15 protein-coding genes are annotated in these 19,262 nt (G+C 66.8%); 11 read left to right on the plus strand and 4 right to left on the minus strand.

Translation table 11 applies throughout. The features are described 5' to 3' along the window. Nucleotides 1-102 precede the first annotated feature (102 nt). Genes ltnD through QTH91_RS09300 form a run of 6 tightly spaced genes read left to right on the plus strand, consistent with a single transcriptional unit; the run spans nucleotide 103 to nucleotide 5,554 of the window. On the plus strand, nucleotides 103-1,035 hold the full coding sequence (ltnD, locus tag QTH91_RS09275; protein ID WP_286659790.1) for an L-threonate dehydrogenase: 933 nt from the start codon (nucleotides 103-105) through the stop codon (nucleotides 1,033-1,035). Beyond that, nucleotides 1,032-2,306, plus strand: a complete 1,275-nt coding sequence (gene otnK / locus QTH91_RS09280) for a 3-oxo-tetronate kinase (RefSeq protein ID WP_286659791.1) — start codon at nucleotides 1,032-1,034, stop codon at nucleotides 2,304-2,306. Before ltnD ends, otnK begins: the two co-directional genes overlap by 4 nt. Beyond that, nucleotides 2,303-2,986 (plus strand): class II aldolase/adducin family protein, encoded by a 684-nt coding sequence (locus QTH91_RS09285; protein ID WP_286659792.1) that lies wholly within the window; start codon nucleotides 2,303-2,305, stop codon nucleotides 2,984-2,986. Before otnK ends, QTH91_RS09285 begins: the two co-directional genes overlap by 4 nt. A 25-nt stretch (nucleotides 2,987-3,011) precedes the next feature. Beyond that, nucleotides 3,012-3,842, plus strand: a complete 831-nt coding sequence (otnI, locus tag QTH91_RS09290) for a 2-oxo-tetronate isomerase (protein ID WP_286659793.1) — start codon at nucleotides 3,012-3,014, stop codon at nucleotides 3,840-3,842. Further along, on the plus strand, nucleotides 3,839-4,297 hold the full coding sequence (locus tag QTH91_RS09295) for a RidA family protein (protein WP_286659794.1): 459 nt from the start codon (nucleotides 3,839-3,841) through the stop codon (nucleotides 4,295-4,297). Before otnI ends, QTH91_RS09295 begins: the two co-directional genes overlap by 4 nt. An 18-nt stretch (nucleotides 4,298-4,315) precedes the next feature. Beyond that, on the plus strand, nucleotides 4,316-5,554 hold the full coding sequence (locus QTH91_RS09300) for an NAD(P)/FAD-dependent oxidoreductase (RefSeq protein ID WP_286659795.1): 1,239 nt from the start codon (nucleotides 4,316-4,318) through the stop codon (nucleotides 5,552-5,554). A gap of 39 nt (nucleotides 5,555-5,593) precedes the next feature. Here QTH91_RS09300 and QTH91_RS09305 read toward each other — a convergent pair whose 3' ends face one another. Both QTH91_RS09305 and QTH91_RS09310 read right to left on the minus strand, forming a co-directional pair. After that, entirely contained in the window at nucleotides 5,594-7,219 is a 1,626-nt protein-coding gene (locus tag QTH91_RS09305; protein ID WP_390367575.1) for an MFS transporter, read from the minus strand. 21 nt (nucleotides 7,220-7,240) lie between these two features. Continuing rightward, nucleotides 7,241-7,744 carry an Lrp/AsnC family transcriptional regulator gene (locus QTH91_RS09310; protein ID WP_286659796.1) on the minus strand — a complete coding sequence of 168 codons (504 nt, stop codon included), beginning with the start codon at nucleotides 7,742-7,744 and terminating at the stop codon, nucleotides 7,241-7,243. 182 nt (nucleotides 7,745-7,926) lie between these two features. Between QTH91_RS09310 and QTH91_RS09315 the strand changes: the two genes are divergently transcribed. The 5 genes from QTH91_RS09315 (at nucleotide 7,927) to QTH91_RS09335 (ending at nucleotide 17,523) form a co-directional block, all read left to right on the plus strand. After that, nucleotides 7,927-11,541 (plus strand): indolepyruvate ferredoxin oxidoreductase family protein, encoded by a 3,615-nt coding sequence (locus QTH91_RS09315; RefSeq protein WP_286659797.1) that lies wholly within the window; start codon nucleotides 7,927-7,929, stop codon nucleotides 11,539-11,541. A 198-nt stretch (nucleotides 11,542-11,739) separates the two neighbouring features. Beyond that, nucleotides 11,740-12,069, plus strand: coding sequence for a preprotein translocase subunit YajC (gene yajC, locus QTH91_RS09320; RefSeq protein WP_286659798.1), 330 nt, complete (start codon nucleotides 11,740-11,742; stop codon nucleotides 12,067-12,069). 71 nt (nucleotides 12,070-12,140) lie between these two features. Further along, nucleotides 12,141-14,024: a protein translocase subunit SecD gene (secD, locus tag QTH91_RS09325; RefSeq protein WP_286659799.1), complete on the plus strand. Its 1,884-nt coding sequence runs from the start codon at nucleotides 12,141-12,143 to the stop codon at nucleotides 14,022-14,024. A gap of 15 nt (nucleotides 14,025-14,039) precedes the next feature. Then, nucleotides 14,040-14,993, plus strand: coding sequence for a protein translocase subunit SecF (gene secF / locus QTH91_RS09330; protein ID WP_286659800.1), 954 nt, complete (start codon nucleotides 14,040-14,042; stop codon nucleotides 14,991-14,993). Between the two features lie 121 nt (nucleotides 14,994-15,114). Continuing rightward, nucleotides 15,115-17,523 (plus strand): DUF1631 family protein, encoded by a 2,409-nt coding sequence (locus QTH91_RS09335; protein ID WP_286659801.1) that lies wholly within the window; start codon nucleotides 15,115-15,117, stop codon nucleotides 17,521-17,523. 24 nt (nucleotides 17,524-17,547) lie between these two features. On the opposite strand, the gene QTH91_RS09340 is transcribed toward QTH91_RS09335, so the two are convergent. Then, nucleotides 17,548-18,066: a Smg family protein gene (locus tag QTH91_RS09340; RefSeq protein WP_286659802.1), complete on the minus strand. Its 519-nt coding sequence runs from the start codon at nucleotides 18,064-18,066 to the stop codon at nucleotides 17,548-17,550. A gap of 40 nt (nucleotides 18,067-18,106) precedes the next feature. Beyond that, nucleotides 18,107-19,243 (minus strand): DNA-processing protein DprA, encoded by a 1,137-nt coding sequence (dprA, locus tag QTH91_RS09345; protein WP_286659803.1) that lies wholly within the window; start codon nucleotides 19,241-19,243, stop codon nucleotides 18,107-18,109. Nucleotides 19,244-19,262: the final 19 nt, after the last annotated feature.

Here is a 19,262-nt window from a genome sequence, read left to right on the forward strand (position 1 = left end):
CAGCCTCCCGTCTTGCTTCAGAATGGTCGGCTTTCAGCGCCGACCGTGCCTATCATTGTCCCGGCCTCCAAGCGCCGTGGTACGAGATTTGAAGGAAGTGACGTGGAGACAAGATCGAACACAAGAAGCACCAGCGCGGGGCTCATCGGCCTGGGCGCCATGGGCGCCGGCATCGCCGCCACGCTGCGGCGTGCCGGCTACGACCTGCATGTGTGCGACGCGCGCCCTGGCGCGGCCGAAGCATTCGCGGCCGAAGGCGGCACCGCGCACGCCAACCCGGCCGAAGTCGCCCGGCAATGCGACTGCATCGTGAGCGTGGTGGTGAACGCGCAGCAGACCGAAGAAGTCCTGTTCGGGCCGAATGGAGCGGCGGCGGCCATGAAGCCCGGCAGCGTGTTCATCATGTGCTCCACGGTCGACCCCAATTGGTCGATCTCGCTGGAGCAGCGCCTGGCCGAACGTGGCCTTCTCTACATCGACGCCCCCATCTCCGGCGGCGCCGCCAAGGCCGCGAGCGGCCAGATGACGGTGATGTCTTCGGCCAGGCCCGAGGCCTACGCCAAGGCCGGCAGCGTGCTGGACGACATGGCGGGCAAGGTCTATCGACTCGGCGACAAGGCCGGCGCCGGCAGCAAGGTGAAGATCATCAATCAGCTGCTGGCGGGGGTCCACATCGCGGCCGCCGCCGAGGCGATGGCCCTGGGCATTCGCGAGGGCGTGGCGGCAGATGCGCTTTACGAGGTCATCACCCACAGCGCGGGCAACAGCTGGATGTTCGAGAACCGCATGGCTCACGTGCTGGCCGGCGACTACACGCCGCTGTCGGCGGTCGACATCTTCGTCAAAGACCTGGGCCTGGTGCTCGACACGGCGCGCGCCAGCAAGTTTCCGCTGCCGCTGGCGTCGACCGCACACCAGATGTTCATGCAGGCATCGACCGCCGGCTTCGCGCGCGAAGACGATAGCGCCGTCATCAAGATCTTTCCGGGCATCGAGCTGCCGCCCGCCAAAGCCAAGAAGGAAGACACGCCATGACATTGGCACTGGGCTGCATTGCCGACGATTTCACCGGCGCCACCGATCTGGCCAACAACCTGGTGCGTGCAGGCATGCGCGTGGTGCAGACGATCGGCGTGCCCGACCAACCCGTGGCCGCCGAGGTCGATGCGATCGTGGTCGCGCTGAAGTCGCGCACCATTCCTGCCGCCGAAGCGGTCGAGAAGTCGATCGCGGCGCTGCGATGGCTGCAGGCCCAAGGCGCGCAGCAGATCTATTTCAAGTACTGCTCCACCTTCGACAGCACGCCCGCGGGCAACATCGGCCCGGTGACCGAGGCGCTGATGGATGCGCTCGGCTGCGACTTCACCATCGCCACGCCCGCCTTCCCGGACAACGGGCGCACGGTGTTCAAGGGCTACCTGTTCGCCGGCGATGCCTTGCTCAACGAGAGCGGCATGGAGAAGCACCCGCTCACGCCCATGACCGATCCGAACCTGGTGCGGGTGATGCAGGCGCAGACCGGGCGCAAGGTCGGGCTGGTCGACTACCGCGCCGTGGCGCAGGGCGCCGATGCGGTGCGGGCGCGCTTCGACGAGCTGCGTTCGCAAGGCGTTGGCGTTGCCATCGTCGACGCGCTGTCCAACGAAGACTTGCTGCGTCTCGGGCCGGCGCTGGCCGGCATGCCGCTGGTCACCGCAGGCTCGGGCGTGGCGATCGGCCTGCCCGCCAACTTCGGCGTGTCGCCTTCAGGGGCGGCGAGCGCGCTGCCGTCGGTGCAGGGGCGACGTGCCGTGCTGTCGGGCAGCTGCTCGCTGGCCACCAACCGGCAGGTGCGCGCCTTCATCGAAAGCGGTCGATCGGCGTTGGCCATCGATCCGCTGCGCATCGCCAATGGCGAAGACGTGGTGACCGAAGCGCTGGCCTGGGCCGGGTCGATGCTGATCGATGGCGGACCGGTGCTCATCTATTCCACAGCCGACAGCGGCGCGGTGCAATCGATCCAGGGCCAACTGGGCGTCGAGAAGGCGGGCGCCCTGGTCGAGCGCACGTTGGCCGACATCGCGCGTGGCCTCGTCGCGCTGCACGGCGTGCGCCAGTTGGTGGTGGCCGGTGGCGAGACCTCCGGGGCCTGCGTGCAGGCGCTGGATATCGGGCAACTGCAGATCGGCCCGCAGATCGACCCCGGCGTGCCTTGGTGCCATGCGCCTTGCGAGGCGGCCGGCGACGAGGGACTGCTCATTGCGCTCAAGTCCGGCAACTTCGGAACGGACGACTTTTTCACCAAGTCCTTCGCCGCCGTGCCATGACCGAGAACCAAGCTCGCGACGAGATCGTGCGCGTCGGGCGCAGCCTGTTCGAGCGCGGCCTGGTGCATGCCACCGCCGGCAACATCAGCGTGCGCCTGGAAGACGGCGGCTTTCTCATCACGCCCACCGATGCGTGTCTCGGCTTTCTGGACCCCGCGCGCCTGGCCCGGCTCGATGCGCGAGGCCAGCAGACCGGCGGTGATCGCGCCAGCAAGACCCTTGCGCTGCATGCGCGCATCTATGCCAGCGCCCGCCGATTCGACGCCGACACCTGCTGCGTGATCCACACGCATTCCACCCACTGCGTCGCGCTCTCGATGGACGATGCGACGAACGACGAGTTGCTGCCGGCCATCACGCCGTACTTCGTGATGAAAGTGGGCCACGTGCCGCGCATCGCCTATCAGCGTCCAGGCGCGGCGGAGGCCGCCGATGCCGTCGCGAAGGCGATCGAGCGCTATGGCGAGCGCGGCACGCCCATCCGCGCGGTCATGCTGGAGCGGCTGGGGCCCAATGTCTGGCACGACTCACCGGCCGCCGCCATGGCCACGCTGGAAGAGCTGGAAGAAAGCGCTCGGCTGTGGTGCCTGGCTGGCGCCCGCGCCGGCGGGCATCGGCCGGCGCCGCTGACCGAGCCGCAGATTGAAGCATTGCGCCGCCAGTTCGGCGCGCGCTGGTAGTTCACTTATTCGAGGTCAAAGAACCATGCCCCGATTCGCCGCCAACCTGTCGATGCTCTACACGGAGCTCGATTTCCTCGACCGCTTCGATGCCGCCGCCCGCGACGGTTTCAAGGCCGTCGAATACCTCTTCCCCTATGCCTTCGAGGCGCGCGACATTCGCGCCCGCCTCGATGCCAACGGCCTGCAGCAGGTGTTGTTCAATGCGCCGCCGGGCAACTGGGACGGCGGCGAACGGGGGCTGGCGTGCCTGCCCGGACGCGAGGCCGAGTTCCGCGAAGGCATCGCCAAGGCGCTGGACTATGCGCAGGCGCTGGACTGTCCGCGCATCCACGTCATGGCCGGACTCATTCCCGAGGGCAAGGAACGCGAGGCGGTGCAACCGACCTACGTCGAGAACCTGCGCTGGGCCGCGGCCGAGGCGAAGAAGGCCGGACGCGACCTGCTGCTCGAGCCGATCAACCAGCGCGACATTCCGCGCTTCTTCCTGAACCGGCAGGACCACGCACACGAGATCATCGGCATGATCGGCGCGGACAACCTCAAGGTGCAGATGGACCTCTACCACTGCCAGATCGTCGAAGGCGACGTGGCGATGAAGATCCGTAAGTACCTGCCCACCGGGCGCGTCGCCCACTTCCAGATCGCCGGTGTGCCGCAGCGCCATGAGCCGGACATCGGCGAGCTGAACCATCCCTATTTGTTCAGCGTGATCGACGAGGTGGCGGCGCAATGCGGCTGGCAAGGCTGGGTGGGTTGCGAGTACCGGCCGGCGCGTGGCGCGGTGCCAGGCGGCACCTCCGACGGCCTGGGCTGGCTGCGCGATTGCACAGAGGCAGCGAAGGAATCCGAATGAGCATGGGCAAGCCGATGGCCCGCTACGCCGCATCGCGGCGCGTGGGCGATTTCGTCTTCATGAGCGGCGTGGTGGCGGTCGACACCGCCACGCGCCGCGCGGTCACGACCTACGAGGAGCTGCCCGAAGCGGCCCGCGTGGCACTGCAGGGCCTGGGCTATGCCACCGGGCAGCTGTCGGTCGATGTGTTCGAGGCGCCCATCGTGGCGCAAAGCTGGTTCGTGCTCGAACGCATCCGCGAACTGGCGGCCGGGCATGGCGGCACGATGGAAGACGTCGTCAAGCTGGTGCAGTACTTCCGCCGGCTCGACCACTATCCGGCCTACAGCCGCGTGCGCGGGCTGTTCTATCCGAACGATCCGCCGGTCAGCACGGTGGTGGAAGTGTCGAACTACCTCCCGGGCGAGAACGTCTGGATCGAAGTGGAGGCGACGATGTACCTGCCCCGCAGCTGAGCGGCGGCGCGCCTCGCGATGAGCACGCCTGCCGCGCAGCTGAACTGCGATGTGCTGGTGATCGGCGCCGGCCCGGCCGGCAGCGCGTGTGCCCGCGTGCTGGCGCGCGCGGGCATCGACGTGCTCTTGTGCGACCGGCAGGAATTCCCTCGGGACAAGGTGTGCGGCGACGGGCTCATCGCCGATTCGCATCGCGCGCTGGCGCGCCTGGGCCTGCTCGATGCGGTGCTGGCACAAGCGGCCCAGGCCACGCATCTGGCCTGTCATGCGCCTTCGGGCGGGACGATCGAACTGCCCGCGACCCTGTCGGTGCTCCGTCGGCGTGAGCTGGACGAGTTGCTGCGGCAGGCGGCACTGGCGTCGGGCGCGCGCTGGCTGGCGCCGGCTCGTTTCACGGCCTTGCTTGTCGAGCCTTCGCAACAGGTCGCGGGGGCGCGGCTCGGCTCCGCAACTGCCAGCGTCGAGGTCCATGCCCGCTGGACCGTGCTGGCTACGGGTGCCGACGCGACGGCGTTGGAGGCTGCGGGGGTCGCCATGCGCCGCGCGCCCAGCGGCATGGCCTTGCGCGGCTACGTGCGCCACGCCGCTCGCAACGCGCACGAGCGCGCGCTGGAAGTCGTCTGGCATCGTGCGCTGCGCGGCGGCTACGGCTGGATCTTTCCGGTCGGCAGTGGGGTGTTCAACATCGGCGTCGGCTACATGCACTCCCGGGCCGAGCGGCGGCGCCGCGATGCGTCGGGCGGCAGTTTGCGCGACCTGTGGAACACCTTCTTGCGCGTGCATCCTGCGGCGCGCGAACTGATGGCCGACGGCGTGCTGGAGGGTGAGCTCAAGGGCGCCCCGCTGCGCTGTTCGCTCGAAGGCTCGGCCTGGAGCCGGCCCGGCCTGCTGGTGGCCGGCGAAGCGGCGGGGAGCACCTACCTGTTCACCGGCGAGGGTATCGGCAAGGCGCTGGAAAGCGGGATGGCGGCCGCGCAGGCGATCATCGATTCAAGACGGGCGGGGGCGAATGGGCCCGATGGCGCGGATGCGCAGGCGCTCTATCAAGCGTCGATGGACGCGTTGCGGCCGCGCTTTGCGGCCTATGCACTGGCCAACCGGTTCAACGAGCACCCGTGGCTGGTGGACTTCATTCTCTGGCGCGCCCGGCGGGATCCGGCACTCGCAGCGCGCCTGGCGGGCGTGCTGGACGAAAGCGAAGACCCCAGCCGGTTCGCGAGCCTGTCCGGGTTGTTGCGCAGCCTCTGGCCGGGCTGAGCAGGCGCTGCACCGGATCGGCGTCAGCGCTGCGTCGACTCAGCGCGGCGCGATGTAGCGCGTCACCGTCGGAGGCTCGTCGCCGAGGTGGAAGGCCAGGCGGCGTTCGCGCAGCGCGATGTCGGCGGCCGTGGCGCGGTGAAAGCGTCGCAGATGCTCCGTCCAGGATTCATCCACGATGTGCTCCACGAAATGGCCAGGGTCGTTGATGTCGTGCCACAAGGTCCATTCGATCGCACCCTGGCTCAGGCGGACACGACGCGTCTCGTCCATCACACGGCGGAAGGCATCGGCGCGAGCCGGGTCCACGCGATAGTCGACCTGGATCACGACGCGGCCCTGTTCCTCGGGCTTGGCACCGGGGGGATGCGTGGCCCAGCCTTCCTGGGCGGGGCTGACGTCGTCTTCCTCCGGATGGTCGCGCACCCAGCGCACCGCCAGCGCCATGGACAAGACGCCGGTGATTGCCGACGCCAACAGCGCGGCGTACAACGAGGTGACGGTGGCGATCTGGCCCCAGATCGCGGCGCCGAGCGCGCTCGATCCCATGATGGCCATCTGGTAGGTGGCCATGCCCCGGGCGCGCACCCAGTCGGGCAAAGCGAGCTGGGCCGACACCGACAGCGAGTTGGCGGTCGTGATCCAGGCCATGCCGCCGATGAACATGGCGGGCACCGCCACCCAGGCGTTCGGCGCTACCGCCATCACCGCCGTGGCGCCGGCCTGGGCCGCGGCGCCGCCCATGACGAGCTGGTCGCGGGCCAGCTCCTGGCGCATGCGCGGCAGCAGAAGCACCGCAAAGATGGCGCCGCTGCCCATCGAGGCCAGCAGCAGGGTGAAGGTGCCGGCGTCGCCACCCTTCAGGCCGCGTGCCAGCAGCGGAAGCAGCGCGAGCAGGGCCGTGGAGTGGAAGAAGAACAGGGAGATGCGCAGCAGCACCGCCCGCATGCGCGGCGACTGCCGCACGAACTGCACGCCCACCCGCATCGCGCTCACCAACCGTTCGCGCCCGAGCGGGTTGGGCTTGTGTTCGCGGCGCCAGCGCATCACCACGAAGCCCGAGACCACCGACAGCACCGCGTTGAAGGCGAACACCCAAACGCTGCCGGCACTGGCAATGAGGAAGCCCGCCAGCAGCGGTCCGATGATGCGCGAGGCGTTCATCGAGATGCCGTTGAGTCCAAGCGCCGCGGGCAGGTGGGAGCGGGGCACCAGCTCCGGCACGATGGCCGAGAACACCGGCCAGCGCAGGGCCAGGCCGATGCCGTTGGCAAAGGTCAGCGCCAGCAGCAGCGGCGCCGTGATGACGCCGGCCGCGATCACCGCGCACAGGGCGATGGCGGTGCAGGCGAGCCAGAATTGGGTGGCCATCAGCCAACGGCGGCGGTCCAGGATGTCGGCCAGCGCACCGCTGGGCAAGCCCAGCAGGAACACCGGCGCGGTGGACGCCGACTGCACCAGTGCCACCCAAAGCGGCGAGGAGTCGAGCGTCGTCATCAGCCACGCGGCGGCCACGTCGTTCATCCACATGCAGACGTTGGCCATCAGCCAGGTGCTCCACAGCATGCGGAACACGGGAATGCGCAACGGCTCTAGCGCGCCCACGCGTGCTGGCGGTTTGCGGACGGCGCTGGTCTGTTCTTCGTCGGTGATCGGGGGCGGCATCTGCCGTCGATTGTGCGTTGCTCAGCGCTTCTGTGTCTTGGCCGCGCTCGCCGGCTTGAGGTGGCCCAGCGGCAGCGACGCGCTGGACTTGACCTCGCCCAGCGAGAAGCTGGTGTGCAGGTCCTTCACGTTGGGCAGGTTCATCAGGTGGTGCTGGGCAAAGCGGGAGAAGCTGTCCAGGTCCTGTGCGACCACCTGCAGCTCGAAGGTGCCGGTGCCGCTGATGTAGTGGCAGGCCACGACTTCGGGCAACTGGCGGATCGCCTCTTCCAGCTTTCGGGTGGCCTCGAGGTTGACCCGGTCCGCGTCGAGACGCACGAAGGCGAGCACGCCCAGGCCGATCTTCTGGCGGTCGATCTCGGCGTGGTAGCCCCTGATGAAACCCTGGGCCTCCAGCGCACGCACCCGCCGCCAGCACGGGGCGGCGGACAAGCCCACCCGCTGCGCCAATTCCGCATTGGTCAGGCGTGCGTCTGCTTGGAGTTCTTGCAGGATGGCGAGGTCGAACTTGTCAAGGCTTTCCATTTGTCTGCCATTCTAGAAAGATCCTTTCTGAAACGCCTCAATTTGAGAACGAGAACGCAAACACCTATCCCGCGTGCAGGCATACACTTTGCGTGCAATCATGGCTGAACGTTTCCAATCCGGAAGCGTTCCAACGAGCCATGCCCACAAGGCAAAAAGCCACTGCAAATGGAGACCGCACGATGAATGCACCGCTGCCCGAGCACATCCGCAAGGCGCTCGAGACCGTCACGCTCGATGACAAATACAGCCTGGACTATGGCCGGGCTTTTATGAGCGGCGTTCAAGCGCTGGTCAAACTGCCGATGCTCCAGCGACTGCGCGATCAGCAGGCGGGCAAGAACACGGCGGGCTTCGTCAGCGGATACCGCGGCTCGCCACTTGGCGGCTACGACCAGGCGCTATGGAAGGCGTCCAAATACCTCAAGGCCCAGAACATCGTGTTCCAGCCGGGCGTGAACGAGGAGCTGGCCGCCACCGCACTTTGGGGCACGCAGCAGATGGGGTTCGCGCCGCCCGGCTCCAACAAATTCGACGGCGTGTTCGGCATCTGGTACGGCAAGGGTCCCGGCGTGGACCGCTGCTCCGACGTCTTCAAGCACGCCAACATGGCCGGCACCACGCCCTGGGGCGGCGTGATCGCGGTGGCCGGCGACGACCACATCTCCAAGAGCTCGACCGCGGCGCACCAGAGCGATCACATCTTCAAGGCCTGCGGCACGCCGGTCTTCTTCCCCACCAACGTCCAGGAGATCCTGGACCTGGGCATCCACGCCTTCGCCATGAGCCGCTTCGCCGGACTGTGGTCGGGCATGAAGACGATCCAGGAGATCGTCGAGTCCAGCGCCACCGCGATGATCGACCCCGAGCGCGTCGAGATCGTCATTCCCACCGATTTCCAGATGCCCGAGGGTGGTCTTCACATCCGCTGGCCCGACCATGCGCTGGAGCAGGAAGCCCGGCTCATGCACTACAAGTGGTATGCCGCCCTGGCCTACGTGCGCGCCAACCGGCTCAACCACAACGTGATCGAGGGGCCCAACGATCGATTCGGCATCATGGCCAGCGGCAAGGCCTACAACGACACCCGCCAGGCCCTGCTCGACCTGGGCCTGAGCGATGCCGACTGCCGGCAACTGGGCATCCGGGTGCACAAGGTGGCGGTGGTCTGGCCGCTGGAAGCGCAGCTGACGCGCGACTTCGCGACCGGGCTGCAGGAAATCCTGGTGGTCGAGGAAAAGCGCCAGGTCATCGAATACCAGCTCAAGGAAGAGCTCTACAACTGGCGGGCGGACGTGCGCCCCAACGTGCTGGGCAAGTTCAGCGAACCCGAGGGCGACTTCTCGGGCGGCGAATGGTCCATGCCCAACCCGACCGCCAACACGCTGCTGCGCGCCAACGCCGATCTGAACCCGGCCATCATTGCCCGCGCCATCGTGCAGCGGCTCAAGAAAAACGGCGTGCTCGTGCCCGGTAGCGACATGGCGGCGCGCGTCGATGCGCAGATGGCCATCCTGGACGCCAAGGAGCGTTCGATGCAGACGCTGCAGGTCGGCGGCGTGAACGAAGGCCGCCAGCCCTGGTTCTGCTCGGGCTGTCCGCACAACACCAGCACGGTCGTGCCCGAAGGCTCGCGCGCCATGGCCGGCATCGGCTGCCACTTCATGGCCACCTGGATGGATCGCCAGACCATCGGGTTCACGCAGATGGGCGGCGAGGGCGTTCCATGGGTGGGCCAGCAGCCCTTCTCGAACGAGAAGCACGTGTTTGCCAACCTGGGTGACGGCACGTACTTCCACAGCGGCCTGCTGGCCATCCGCCAGTCCATCGCCGCGGGCGTCAACATCACTTACAAGATCCTCTACAACGACGCCGTTGCCATGACGGGCGGGCAGCAGGTGGGCGAGCGCCCAGAGGGCCACTCGGTACTGCAGATCGCCGAGAGCCTGCATGCCGAAGGCGCGAAGAAGGTGGTGGTGGTCACCGATGAGCCCGAGAAGTACGAGGACGTGAAGATCCCCGGCGCTTACGAAGGCAAGGAAGTGGCAGTGCGCCATCGCGACGAACTCGACGCCATCCAGCGCGAGTTCCGCGAGATCGAAGGCACCACGGCCATCATCTACGACCAGACCTGCGCGACCGAGAAGCGCCGCCGCCGCAAGCGGGGCACGATGGTCGATCCCGCCGTGCGCGTCGTCATCAACGAAGCCGTGTGCGAAGGCTGCGGTGACTGCAGTGTGCAGAGCAACTGCCTGAGCGTGGAGCCGCTGGAGACCGAATTCGGCCGCAAGCGCACCATCAACCAGAGCAGCTGCAACAAGGACATGAGCTGCCTCAAGGGCTTTTGCCCGAGCTTCATCACGGTGGAAGGCGGCACGCTCAAGAAGAAGAGCAAGGCCAAGGTGCCCGCCCCCGCCGGCCTGGGGCCGCTGCCCGAGCCGACCCTGCCGGCGCTGGCCGCGCATCAGGTCTGGGGCACCGTCGTCGCAGGCGTGGGCGGCACCGGCGTCATCACCATCGGCCAGTTGCTGGGCATGGCGGCGCACATCGAAGGCAAGGGCATCGTCACGCAGGATGCCGCGGGCTTGGCGCAAAAGGGCGGCGCGACGTGGAGCCATGTGCTGATCGGCAATTCGCAAGACGACATCCGCACCACCCGCGTTGGTACTGCTGCGGCGGATCTGGTGCTGGCCTGCGATCCGCTCGTGGCCGTCAATGCGGAAACCCTGGCGCGCATGCGCGAGGGCCGCACGCATGTGGCGCTCAATGTGCACGGCTCGCCCACGGCGGCCTTCGTGCGCAACGCCAACTGGAGCAACCCGCAGGAGCAATGCGCGAGCGAACTGGCTCGCGCCGTGGGCGAATCCGGTCTCGGCCAGTTCGATGCCGACCGCCTGGCCACCGCGCTGATGGGCGACGCGATCTACGTCAACCCGATGATCCTCGGCTATGCCTGGCAGAAGGGCTGGCTACCGCTGGCGCTCGAGTCGCTGATGCGCGCCATCGAGCTCAACGCCGTGGCGGTCGACAACAACAAGGCCGCCTTCGAATGGGGCCGCCGTGCCGCGCACGACCCGGCGTCTCTCGAGCGTCTGGTCTCGCCCGGCCAGGTGATCGAGTTCAAGAAGCGCGAGACGCTGCAAAGCCTGGTCGCGCGCCGGGTGGAATTCCTGACGGGCTACCAGAACAGGAAGTACGCCGAGCAATACCGCGAGTTCGTCGAGCGGGTGCGCGATGCCGAGCAGGCCGCCACCGGCAAGAGCACGCTGGCCGAGGCGGTGGCGCGCTATCTGTTCAAGCTGATGGCCTACAAGGACGAATACGAGGTCGCCCGCCTGCATGCCGACCCGGCATTCCTGGAGCGCGTGGCCGGCATGTTCGAGGGCGAGATGGGCAAGGACTTCAAGCTCAACTACCACCTTGCGCCGCCGCTGACGGCCCAGCGCAACGCCAAGGGCGAACTGGTCAAGAGCAAGTTCGGTCCGTCGATGCTCACCGGCTTCAAGTGGCTGGCACGGCTCAAGGGCCTGCGCGGCGGGGCGCTCGACGTGTTCGGCCGCAACGAAGAACGCAAGATCGAGCGCGCGCTGATCGAGGAATACCGCGCCAGCATCGAGGAAGTCCTTCGTGGCCTGAATGGCGAGAACCACGCCCTGGCGGTGGAGATCGCCAGCCTGCCCGAGCAGATTCGCGGCTACGGCCATGTGAAGGACCGCAACCTGGCGGCGGCACGCACGCGCTGGCAGGCGCTTTTGCAGAAGTGGCGCGATCCTCAGGGCGTGCGCGCCGCGGCTTGACGGACGGGCCCGCGCCGGCGGGCCACCTGCAGCCCGATCGCCGGCGCTGCCCGGCAATTCCCTGAATGCCCGGGATCTCCTTGCGCCGGGAGGCGGCGTCGGCAATGCGAAGGGGCTCGGGCCATACAATGCTCGGTTGCACGGGAGGCGCCTGTCGCCTTCCACCCTCCCATCTACCGACCGACGCTGGAGACTCCATTGTTCATTTCCACCGCCTTTGCACAGACCGCCGCCCCCGCTGGCGGCGGTGACATGATGTCCTCGCTGGGCAGCATGCTGCCGCTGCTGCTGATGTTCGTGGTGCTGTACTTCATCATGATCCGCCCGCAGATGAAGCGCCAGAAAGAAACGCGCAACATGCTGTCCGCCCTTGCCAAGGGTGACGAAGTCGCCACCGCCGGCGGCGTGCTGGGCCGGATCACCGAGATCGACGAGCAGTTTCTGACGCTGGAAATCGCCAGCAACGTCCAAGTGCGCGTGCAGCGCCACGCCGTGGTCCAGGTGCTGCCCAAGGGCACCGTCAAGTAAATCCGATACGTGGCGCCCAGCAGGGCGCCGCTTTTTCGTCAGGCGGCCCGTTCCGCAAGTCGAGTGCGATCATGAACCGATACCCGGTCTGGAAGTACACGATCATCGTGATCGTGCTGCTTTTGGGGCTGATCTATGCCCTGCCCAATTTCTTTGGCGAGGCGCCTGCCGTGCAGGTGTCGAGCGCCAAGTCGACCGTCAAGGTCGATCTCGCCACGCAGCAGCGTGTGGAGGCGGCGCTCAAGTCCGCCGGGCTCACGCCGGACCAGCTGACGCTCGACGGCAACTCCGTCCGCGCCCGTTTCTCCAGCACCGACGAGCAGATCAAGGCGCGCGACGCGATCCAGCACGCGCTGGTGCCGGACCCGGCCGATGCCGCCTATACCGTCGCGCTTAACCTCGTGTCGCGTTCGCCCGCATGGCTGACGGCGCTGCATGCGTATCCGATGTACCTGGGCCTGGACCTTCGTGGTGGCGTCCACTTCATGCTGCAAGTGGACATGAAGGGCGCCATGGAAAAGAAGGCCGAGACCTTCGCCGGCGACCTGCGCCAGGCTTTGCGTGACAAGACCATCCGCGGCAGCTCGGTCAGCCGCGACGGTCAAACCATTGACCTGCGCTTCCGCGACGCGGCCAGCCGAGACGCCGCCGAGCGCATCCTGCTCGACCAGTTTCCCGACCTGACCGGCACGCCGTCGCAGGACGGCAACGAGTTCCGCATCCGGGCCGCCTTCAAGCCCGAGGCCGAGCGCCGACTGCAGGATCAGGCCCTCAAGCAGAACATCACCACGCTGCACAACCGGATCAACGAGCTGGGCGTGGCCGAGCCGGTGATCCAGCAGCAGGGCCTCGACCGCATCGTTGTCCAGTTGCCGGGCGTGCAGGATACGGCGAAGGCCAAGGAGATCCTGGGCCGCACCGCGACGTTGGAGATGCGCCTGGTGGATGACACTGCCGAGGCACGCGCAGCCAGCCAGGGCACCGGCCCGGTCCCCTTCGGTGGCGAGAAGTTTCTTGATCGCCAGGGCCGCCCGGTGATCGCCAAGAAGCAGGTGCTGGCCACGGGTGAGAACCTCACCGACGCACAGGCCGGCTTCGACCAGCAGAACCAGGAGCCCAACGTCTCGCTCACGCTCGACGCCAAGGGCGGACGCGTGATGCGTGACGTCAGTCGCGAGAACATCGGCAAGCCGATGGCCATCATCCTGTTCGAAAAGGGCAAGGGCGAAGCCATCTCGGTGGCCACCATCCGCGGCGAACTGGGCACGCGCTTCCAGATCTCTGGCGCCATGGGGATCCAGGAAGCCAACGACCTCGCGCTGCTCCTGCGCGCCGGCTCGCTTGCCGCGCCGATGGAAATCATCGAGGAAAGCACCATCGGCCCGAGCCTGGGTGCCGACAACATCGCCAAGGGCTTCAAGAGCGTGGCCTACGGGTTCCTGGCGATCATGGTGTTCATGTGCGTCTACTACGCGCTGTTCGGCCTGTTCTCCTCGATCGCGCTGGCAGTCAACCTGCTGCTGCTGGTGGCAATTCTTTCGCTGCTGCAGGCCACGCTCACGCTGCCAGGCATCGCTGCCATGGCGCTGGCGATCGGCGTGGCGATCGACTCCAACGTGCTGATCAATGAGCGTGTGCGCGAGGAACTGCGCAACGGTGCCTCACCGCAGGCTGCCATCCACGCTGGCTACGACCGGGCCTGGGGCACGATTCTCGATTCCAACGTCACCACGTTGATCGCCGGCATCGCCCTTCTTGCATTCGGCTCGGGTCCGGTGCGCGGCTTCGCGGTGGTGCACTGCATCGGCATCGTCACTTCCATGTTCTCAGCCGTTTTCTTCTCGCGCGGGCTGGTGAACTTCTGGTACGGGCGCAAGAAGAAGCTCAAGAGCGTGTCGATCGGCACCGTGTGGCGCCCCGCCACCGACGCGACCGCGGTCGCCTCTGGCAAATAAGAGGGAGTCGACGAGATGGAGTTCTTCCGCATTCACCGCACGATCCCGTTCATGCGCCACGCGCTGGTGCTGAACATCGTGTCCTTCGTCACCTTCGCGCTGGCGGTTTTCTTCCTGGTCACCAAAGGCCTGCACCTGTCGGTGGAGTTCACCGGCGGAACGGTCATGGAGGTGGCCTATTCCCAGCCGGCCGATCTGTCCAAGGTTCGCAGCGCCATCGGCAAGCTCGGCTATGCCGACGTGCAAGTGCAGAACTTCGGCACGTCGCGCGACGTGCTGATCCGCCTGCCGGCCCAGAAGGGCGTGAGCGCGTCCGAACAGAGCACCAAGGTGGTCGAGGCCCTGAAGGCCGATGAGCCTTCGGTGCAGCTTCGCCGCAACGAGTTCGTCGGCCCGCAGGTGGGCGACGAGCTCACCACCAACGGGCTGAAAGCGCTCGGGATGGTGGTGGTCGGCATCATGATTTACCTGGCTTTCCGCTTCGAATGGAAGTTCGCTCTCGCGACCGTGCTGGCCAACCTGCACGACGTGGTGATCATCCTTGGCTTCTTCGCCTACTTCCAGTGGGAGTTCTCGCTGGCGGTGCTGGCGGCTGTGCTGGCGGTGCTGGGGTATTCGGTGAACGAGTCGGTGGTGATCTTCGACCGGATCCGCGAGAACTTCCGGCGCTACCGAAAGATGAGCACGGTGGAGATCATCGACAACGCGATCACCTCGACCATCAGCCGCACCATCATCACCCACGGTTCCACCCAGCTGGTGGTGCTGTCGATGTTCTTCTTCGGCGGCCCGACGCTTCACTACTTCTCGCTGGCCCTGACCATCGGCATCTGCTTCGGCATCTATTCGTCGGCTTTCGTGGCCGCGGCCATCGCCATGTGGCTGGGCGTCAAGCGCGAGGACCTGGTCAAGCATTCCGCCAAACGAGACGGCGACCCGGACGACCCGAACGCAGGCGCGGTGGTGTGAGCGGCCGCTGGCGTGGACGTGAAGCGACGTTATGGGCGTCTAAAGTGTTTCAGGACTTGTCTGGATCGCCAGCCACGGGCAAGCTAGTGCCTGCCGGCTACGAGCCTTCCCCATCCCATCCATGAGCAATGAGCGTTCCCATGAGACCGCCCGCCTGATTGCGCGCCAGGCGAGGGAGCGCTTCGTCGCCGCGACGGAAGGCATGATCGCGCCGACTGCCCAGGCCATTCGCGAGCGCCTGGACGCCCTGGCCACCCAGACCGGCAGCGTGCGCGACATGTATGCACACCGCGATGACCTGGTCGCCTTTGCCGAGCAACAGTCGCGCTGGGTCGATCTGGCCCGTACCGCCTGGCGCAAGGCCCTGGGCAACGCGACCATCGGCAACAAGACCAATTCCGCTTCGGCGGGCCTGGAGCTGATTGGCGACGAGGTGGTCGAGAACAACATCCTGTCCTCCCGGCTCGCGCTGGTGATCCAGGACAAGGCCAGTTTCGAGTTGAACGACCTGCGCTTGCGCATCCAGCACCTCGAAGGCATCAACGAGCTGTCCACCAACGACGTGCTGCGGCCTGAAGTGCTGGCCAAGAGCCTGGTCGAACAATGGCTGGCGGCAGGGCTGTCCCGGGCCATGTGGACCAAGGTGCAGGACGTCGTCCACGCGCAGATCCTGGACGTGATCCAGCAGGCGTACAAGAACACCAACCAATTCCTGATCTCGCAGGGCGTCATGCCCGAGATCGACCTCAAGGGCCTCGTTCGCCGTGCTCATGGCGCGCCTTCGTCCGCGCCGATGGGCGTCGGACCCGCCATTGCCGCACGGCCGGCAGGCGCCGCAGAGCCCATGATGCCCGGCGGCTTCGCGCCCGCGGCCATCGGTGTGCGAGCCGGCGCCGCGGCGACGCCCAATGGCGCGCGCTGGGCGGGTGCCGGTGGGGCCGGCATGGCGAATGGCGAAGCGGCGGATGGCGGGCTGGTCATCGGCGGCTCGCCATTCATGGTGGCGCGCCAACGGGCGCAGGGTGTATTGAGCGGTCTCAAGCGTTTCGTCAGTGCGCGCCTGGGCAACGATTTCGTGGGCGGTAGCGCCGCCCAGAGCATGTTGGCTGGCGGAAGCGCCGGCGGTGCCATGGCGCCGGGTGCCGCGTCGCCGGTGTTCGTCCAGGCCATCATGGACGCTGAGGTGGCCTACCGCGCAGCCGCTTCGCACTACGTCGTGGGGGATGAGGCGACGGCCATCCAGCAGGGCATGGCCGACATGCGCCGGCGAACTGCCGAGTTGAAGAAAAAGGCGCCGACCACGGCCGACAAGGCCACGGTGGAAATCGTCGCGCTGATGTTCCAGGCCATCCTGGCCGAGGAGCGCATTCCCTTTTCCGCGCGAGTGTGGTTTGCGCGCCTGCAGATGCCCGTGCTTCGCGTGGCCATTGCCGAGCCGGAATTCTTCGGCACCCTGCAACACCCCGCACGCATGCTCATCGACCGCATGGGTTCTTGCGTCATGGGCTTCGACGCGGCCGCCATTTCGGGCAGCGCCCTCGAGAACGAAATCCGCCGTGTGGTGCAGGTCATCGAGCAGTACCCCGAGACCGGCCAGCGCGTGTTCAAGCTGGTGTATGACGAGTTCGTCGCCTTCCTGTCGAAGTACCTCACGCAGAGCGATGCCACGCAGCGCCTGATGAGCGTGGCGCAGCAGGTCGAGCAGAAGGAGACGATGGCGATCCAGTACACCATCGAGCTTCGCAAGATGCTCAACGACATGCCGGTGCGCGACGAGATCCGCGAGTTTCTCTTCAAGATCTGGGCCGAGGTGCTGGCCATGGCCGCGCTGCGTTACGGCCCGCAAGACCAGCAGACCGTCACCCTCAAGCGCGCGGCGGCCGACCTGGTTTGGGCCGCCAGCGCCAAGCCAAGCCGAACCGATCGCGCGCGCGTCATTCAAGACCTGCCCAACTTGCTGCAACGACTGCGCCAGGGCATGAGCCTGATGGGCATCGAGGGCGAACCGCAGGAGCAGCAGATCCGCACCATCGGCGAGACCCTCTCTGACGCATTCATGTCCAAGACCGACGCCATTCCGTCGGCCCAGATCGATGCCATGTCAAAGCGCCTGGCGAACCTGGAGGACTTCTTCAGCGACGAAGGTGCGACCGAACTGCCGCTGGATGCCGCCAGCATCGAACTGCTGCTGGGCGTGGACGCCACTTCGATCGAGGTGGTGCCCGATACCGGCACCAAGGTCAGCGAAGAAATGCTTGCCTGGGCGCATGAGCTTCAGGTCGGCAACTGGTTCATGCTGGACCACAACAACCGCGTGACGCAGGTGCAATTCGTCTGGCGCAGCGATCGAAAGCAGCTGCACCTTTTCGCCTCGCCAGGGGGCAACAGCTTCCTGATCCAGGCTGGCCGCCTGGCTTCTTATCTGCAAGCCGGCCTGCTGGTGCCTGCCGAGGAAGAAACGCTCACGGTGCGCGCCACACGCGAGGCGCTGGCCAAGCTCGACGCCAACCCCGAGCGCCTCCTGGACTGAGGAGCGCGCCCTGGCCCGCTGGTGCTAGTGCGCGATGCGCCCTTCGGGGTCGTCGCACAACTCATCGAGCACCAGGGCGTCAGGCTCGATGCCGGTGCTCCAGTAGATCATCAGCACGATGATCTTGAGCTCTTCCAGCGAGAGGGGCGCCTCGGGCGCCGCCATGGCGCGTTCGATGATCACCTCGCGCATGCCCGATGGCAGCACCTGCGAGTCTTCGAGAAAGCGCAGGAAGCCCAGGCCCTCGGCGCCCAGGTGTTCCTGCTCTTCGAACGAGTAGACGCGCATGGCGTGCGGCGATTGCGGCTGCAGCGTCCAGGCGCGGAGTGCGGATTCGGAAGGACGCGGCGTGTCTTCGGTGTCTGTCGAATCGCCTTGCAGGCCGGCGGTGGCTATTCGAAGCCCGTCGAGCCAGTTCAGGGCATCTGCGATGTCGGAAGCCTCGAAGCCTTTCGAACTGAGCTTGACGCTCAGCTGCTCGGTCTCGGGACAGGCACCGCCGTGCCAGTAGTTTTCGTAGACAAAAACGAGCACGTCATACATGAGCCCAATATAGCCGACCACTGCGGCTTGGCAATGGAAATCAAGCGTGGCCGGTGCGCTGGAACAGCCCGCCGGGCAGGCGCGCAACAACGCCGTCGAGTTCAAGCTCAAGCAGGCGCGCCTGCAACTGCGGAGCAGGCCAGCCGGTGCGCGCCACCAAGGCATCCAGGCCGGTCGGTTCGTGCCCCAAGGCGACGAGCAGTGGATCGTCCTCGGAGGCCTTCGGAGTCGTTTCATGAGCCGATGAGTTCGACACTTCGACTTGCGTCCCGAGCTCTTCGAGGATGTCCTGCACCGATTCGACAAGCTTGGCGCCTTGCCGGATCAATGCGTGGCAGCCGCGTGATTGAGGCGAATGGATCGAGCCCGGAATGGCGAACACCTCCTTGCCCTGCTCCACCGCCATTCGCGCCGTGATCAGCGAGCCGGACTGCAGTGCGGCCTCGACCACCAGCGTACCGCGCGTGAGCCCTGCGATCAAGCGATTGCGCTTTGGAAAATTGGGCGTCAGCGGCGGTGTGCCCAGCACGAATTCGCTGACGAGCAGTCCGCGCTGGGCGATTCGATGTGCGAGGTCCCGGTGGCGCGCGGGGTAGACCCGATCCAGTCCGGTTCCGACCACCGCGACGGTGGCGATCTGGTCGACCGACGTCGAGGCTGACGCCAAAGCGCCTTCGTGCGCTGCGCCGTCAACGCCCAGAGCGAGCCCCGACACGACCGCCCAGCCCGCATCGCCCAGCGCGCGCGCAAAGGCTTTCGCATGGTCGGCACCTTGCGCAGTTGGATTGCGGCTGCCGACGACCGCGATGCTGCGTTCGAGCTGGAGAAGGCTCAACTGCGGCGGCCCCATGACATGCAAGAGCATGGGTGGATCGGCGATTTGAAGCAGCGAGGGCGGGTAGTGCGCGTCGTCCAGCGTCACGACGCGGCGAACGCCGGGGTCATCCTGCAGCCAGCTCCAGGTGCATTCCAGCAGAGCCGCCAGCGGCTCGGGCGGCTGCGCCAGTGCCGAAGCCTGCTCGGCCGAAGCCACCTGGAGCAGGGCAGCACGCGATTGGGAAAAGATGGCGCCCGGCAGCCCGAAGGCCGCCAGAAGTCGACGCGCAGTGCCTGGCCCCACGCCCGGGGTCAGTGCCAGTCGAAGCCAATCGGAAAGTTCGTCGCGCGTCGGACCCAAGAGTGTCGAAAGAAAGTGC

Source organism: Variovorax dokdonensis, from assembly GCF_030316895.1.
GTDB lineage: Bacteria > Pseudomonadota > Gammaproteobacteria > Burkholderiales > Burkholderiaceae_C > Variovorax > Variovorax dokdonensis.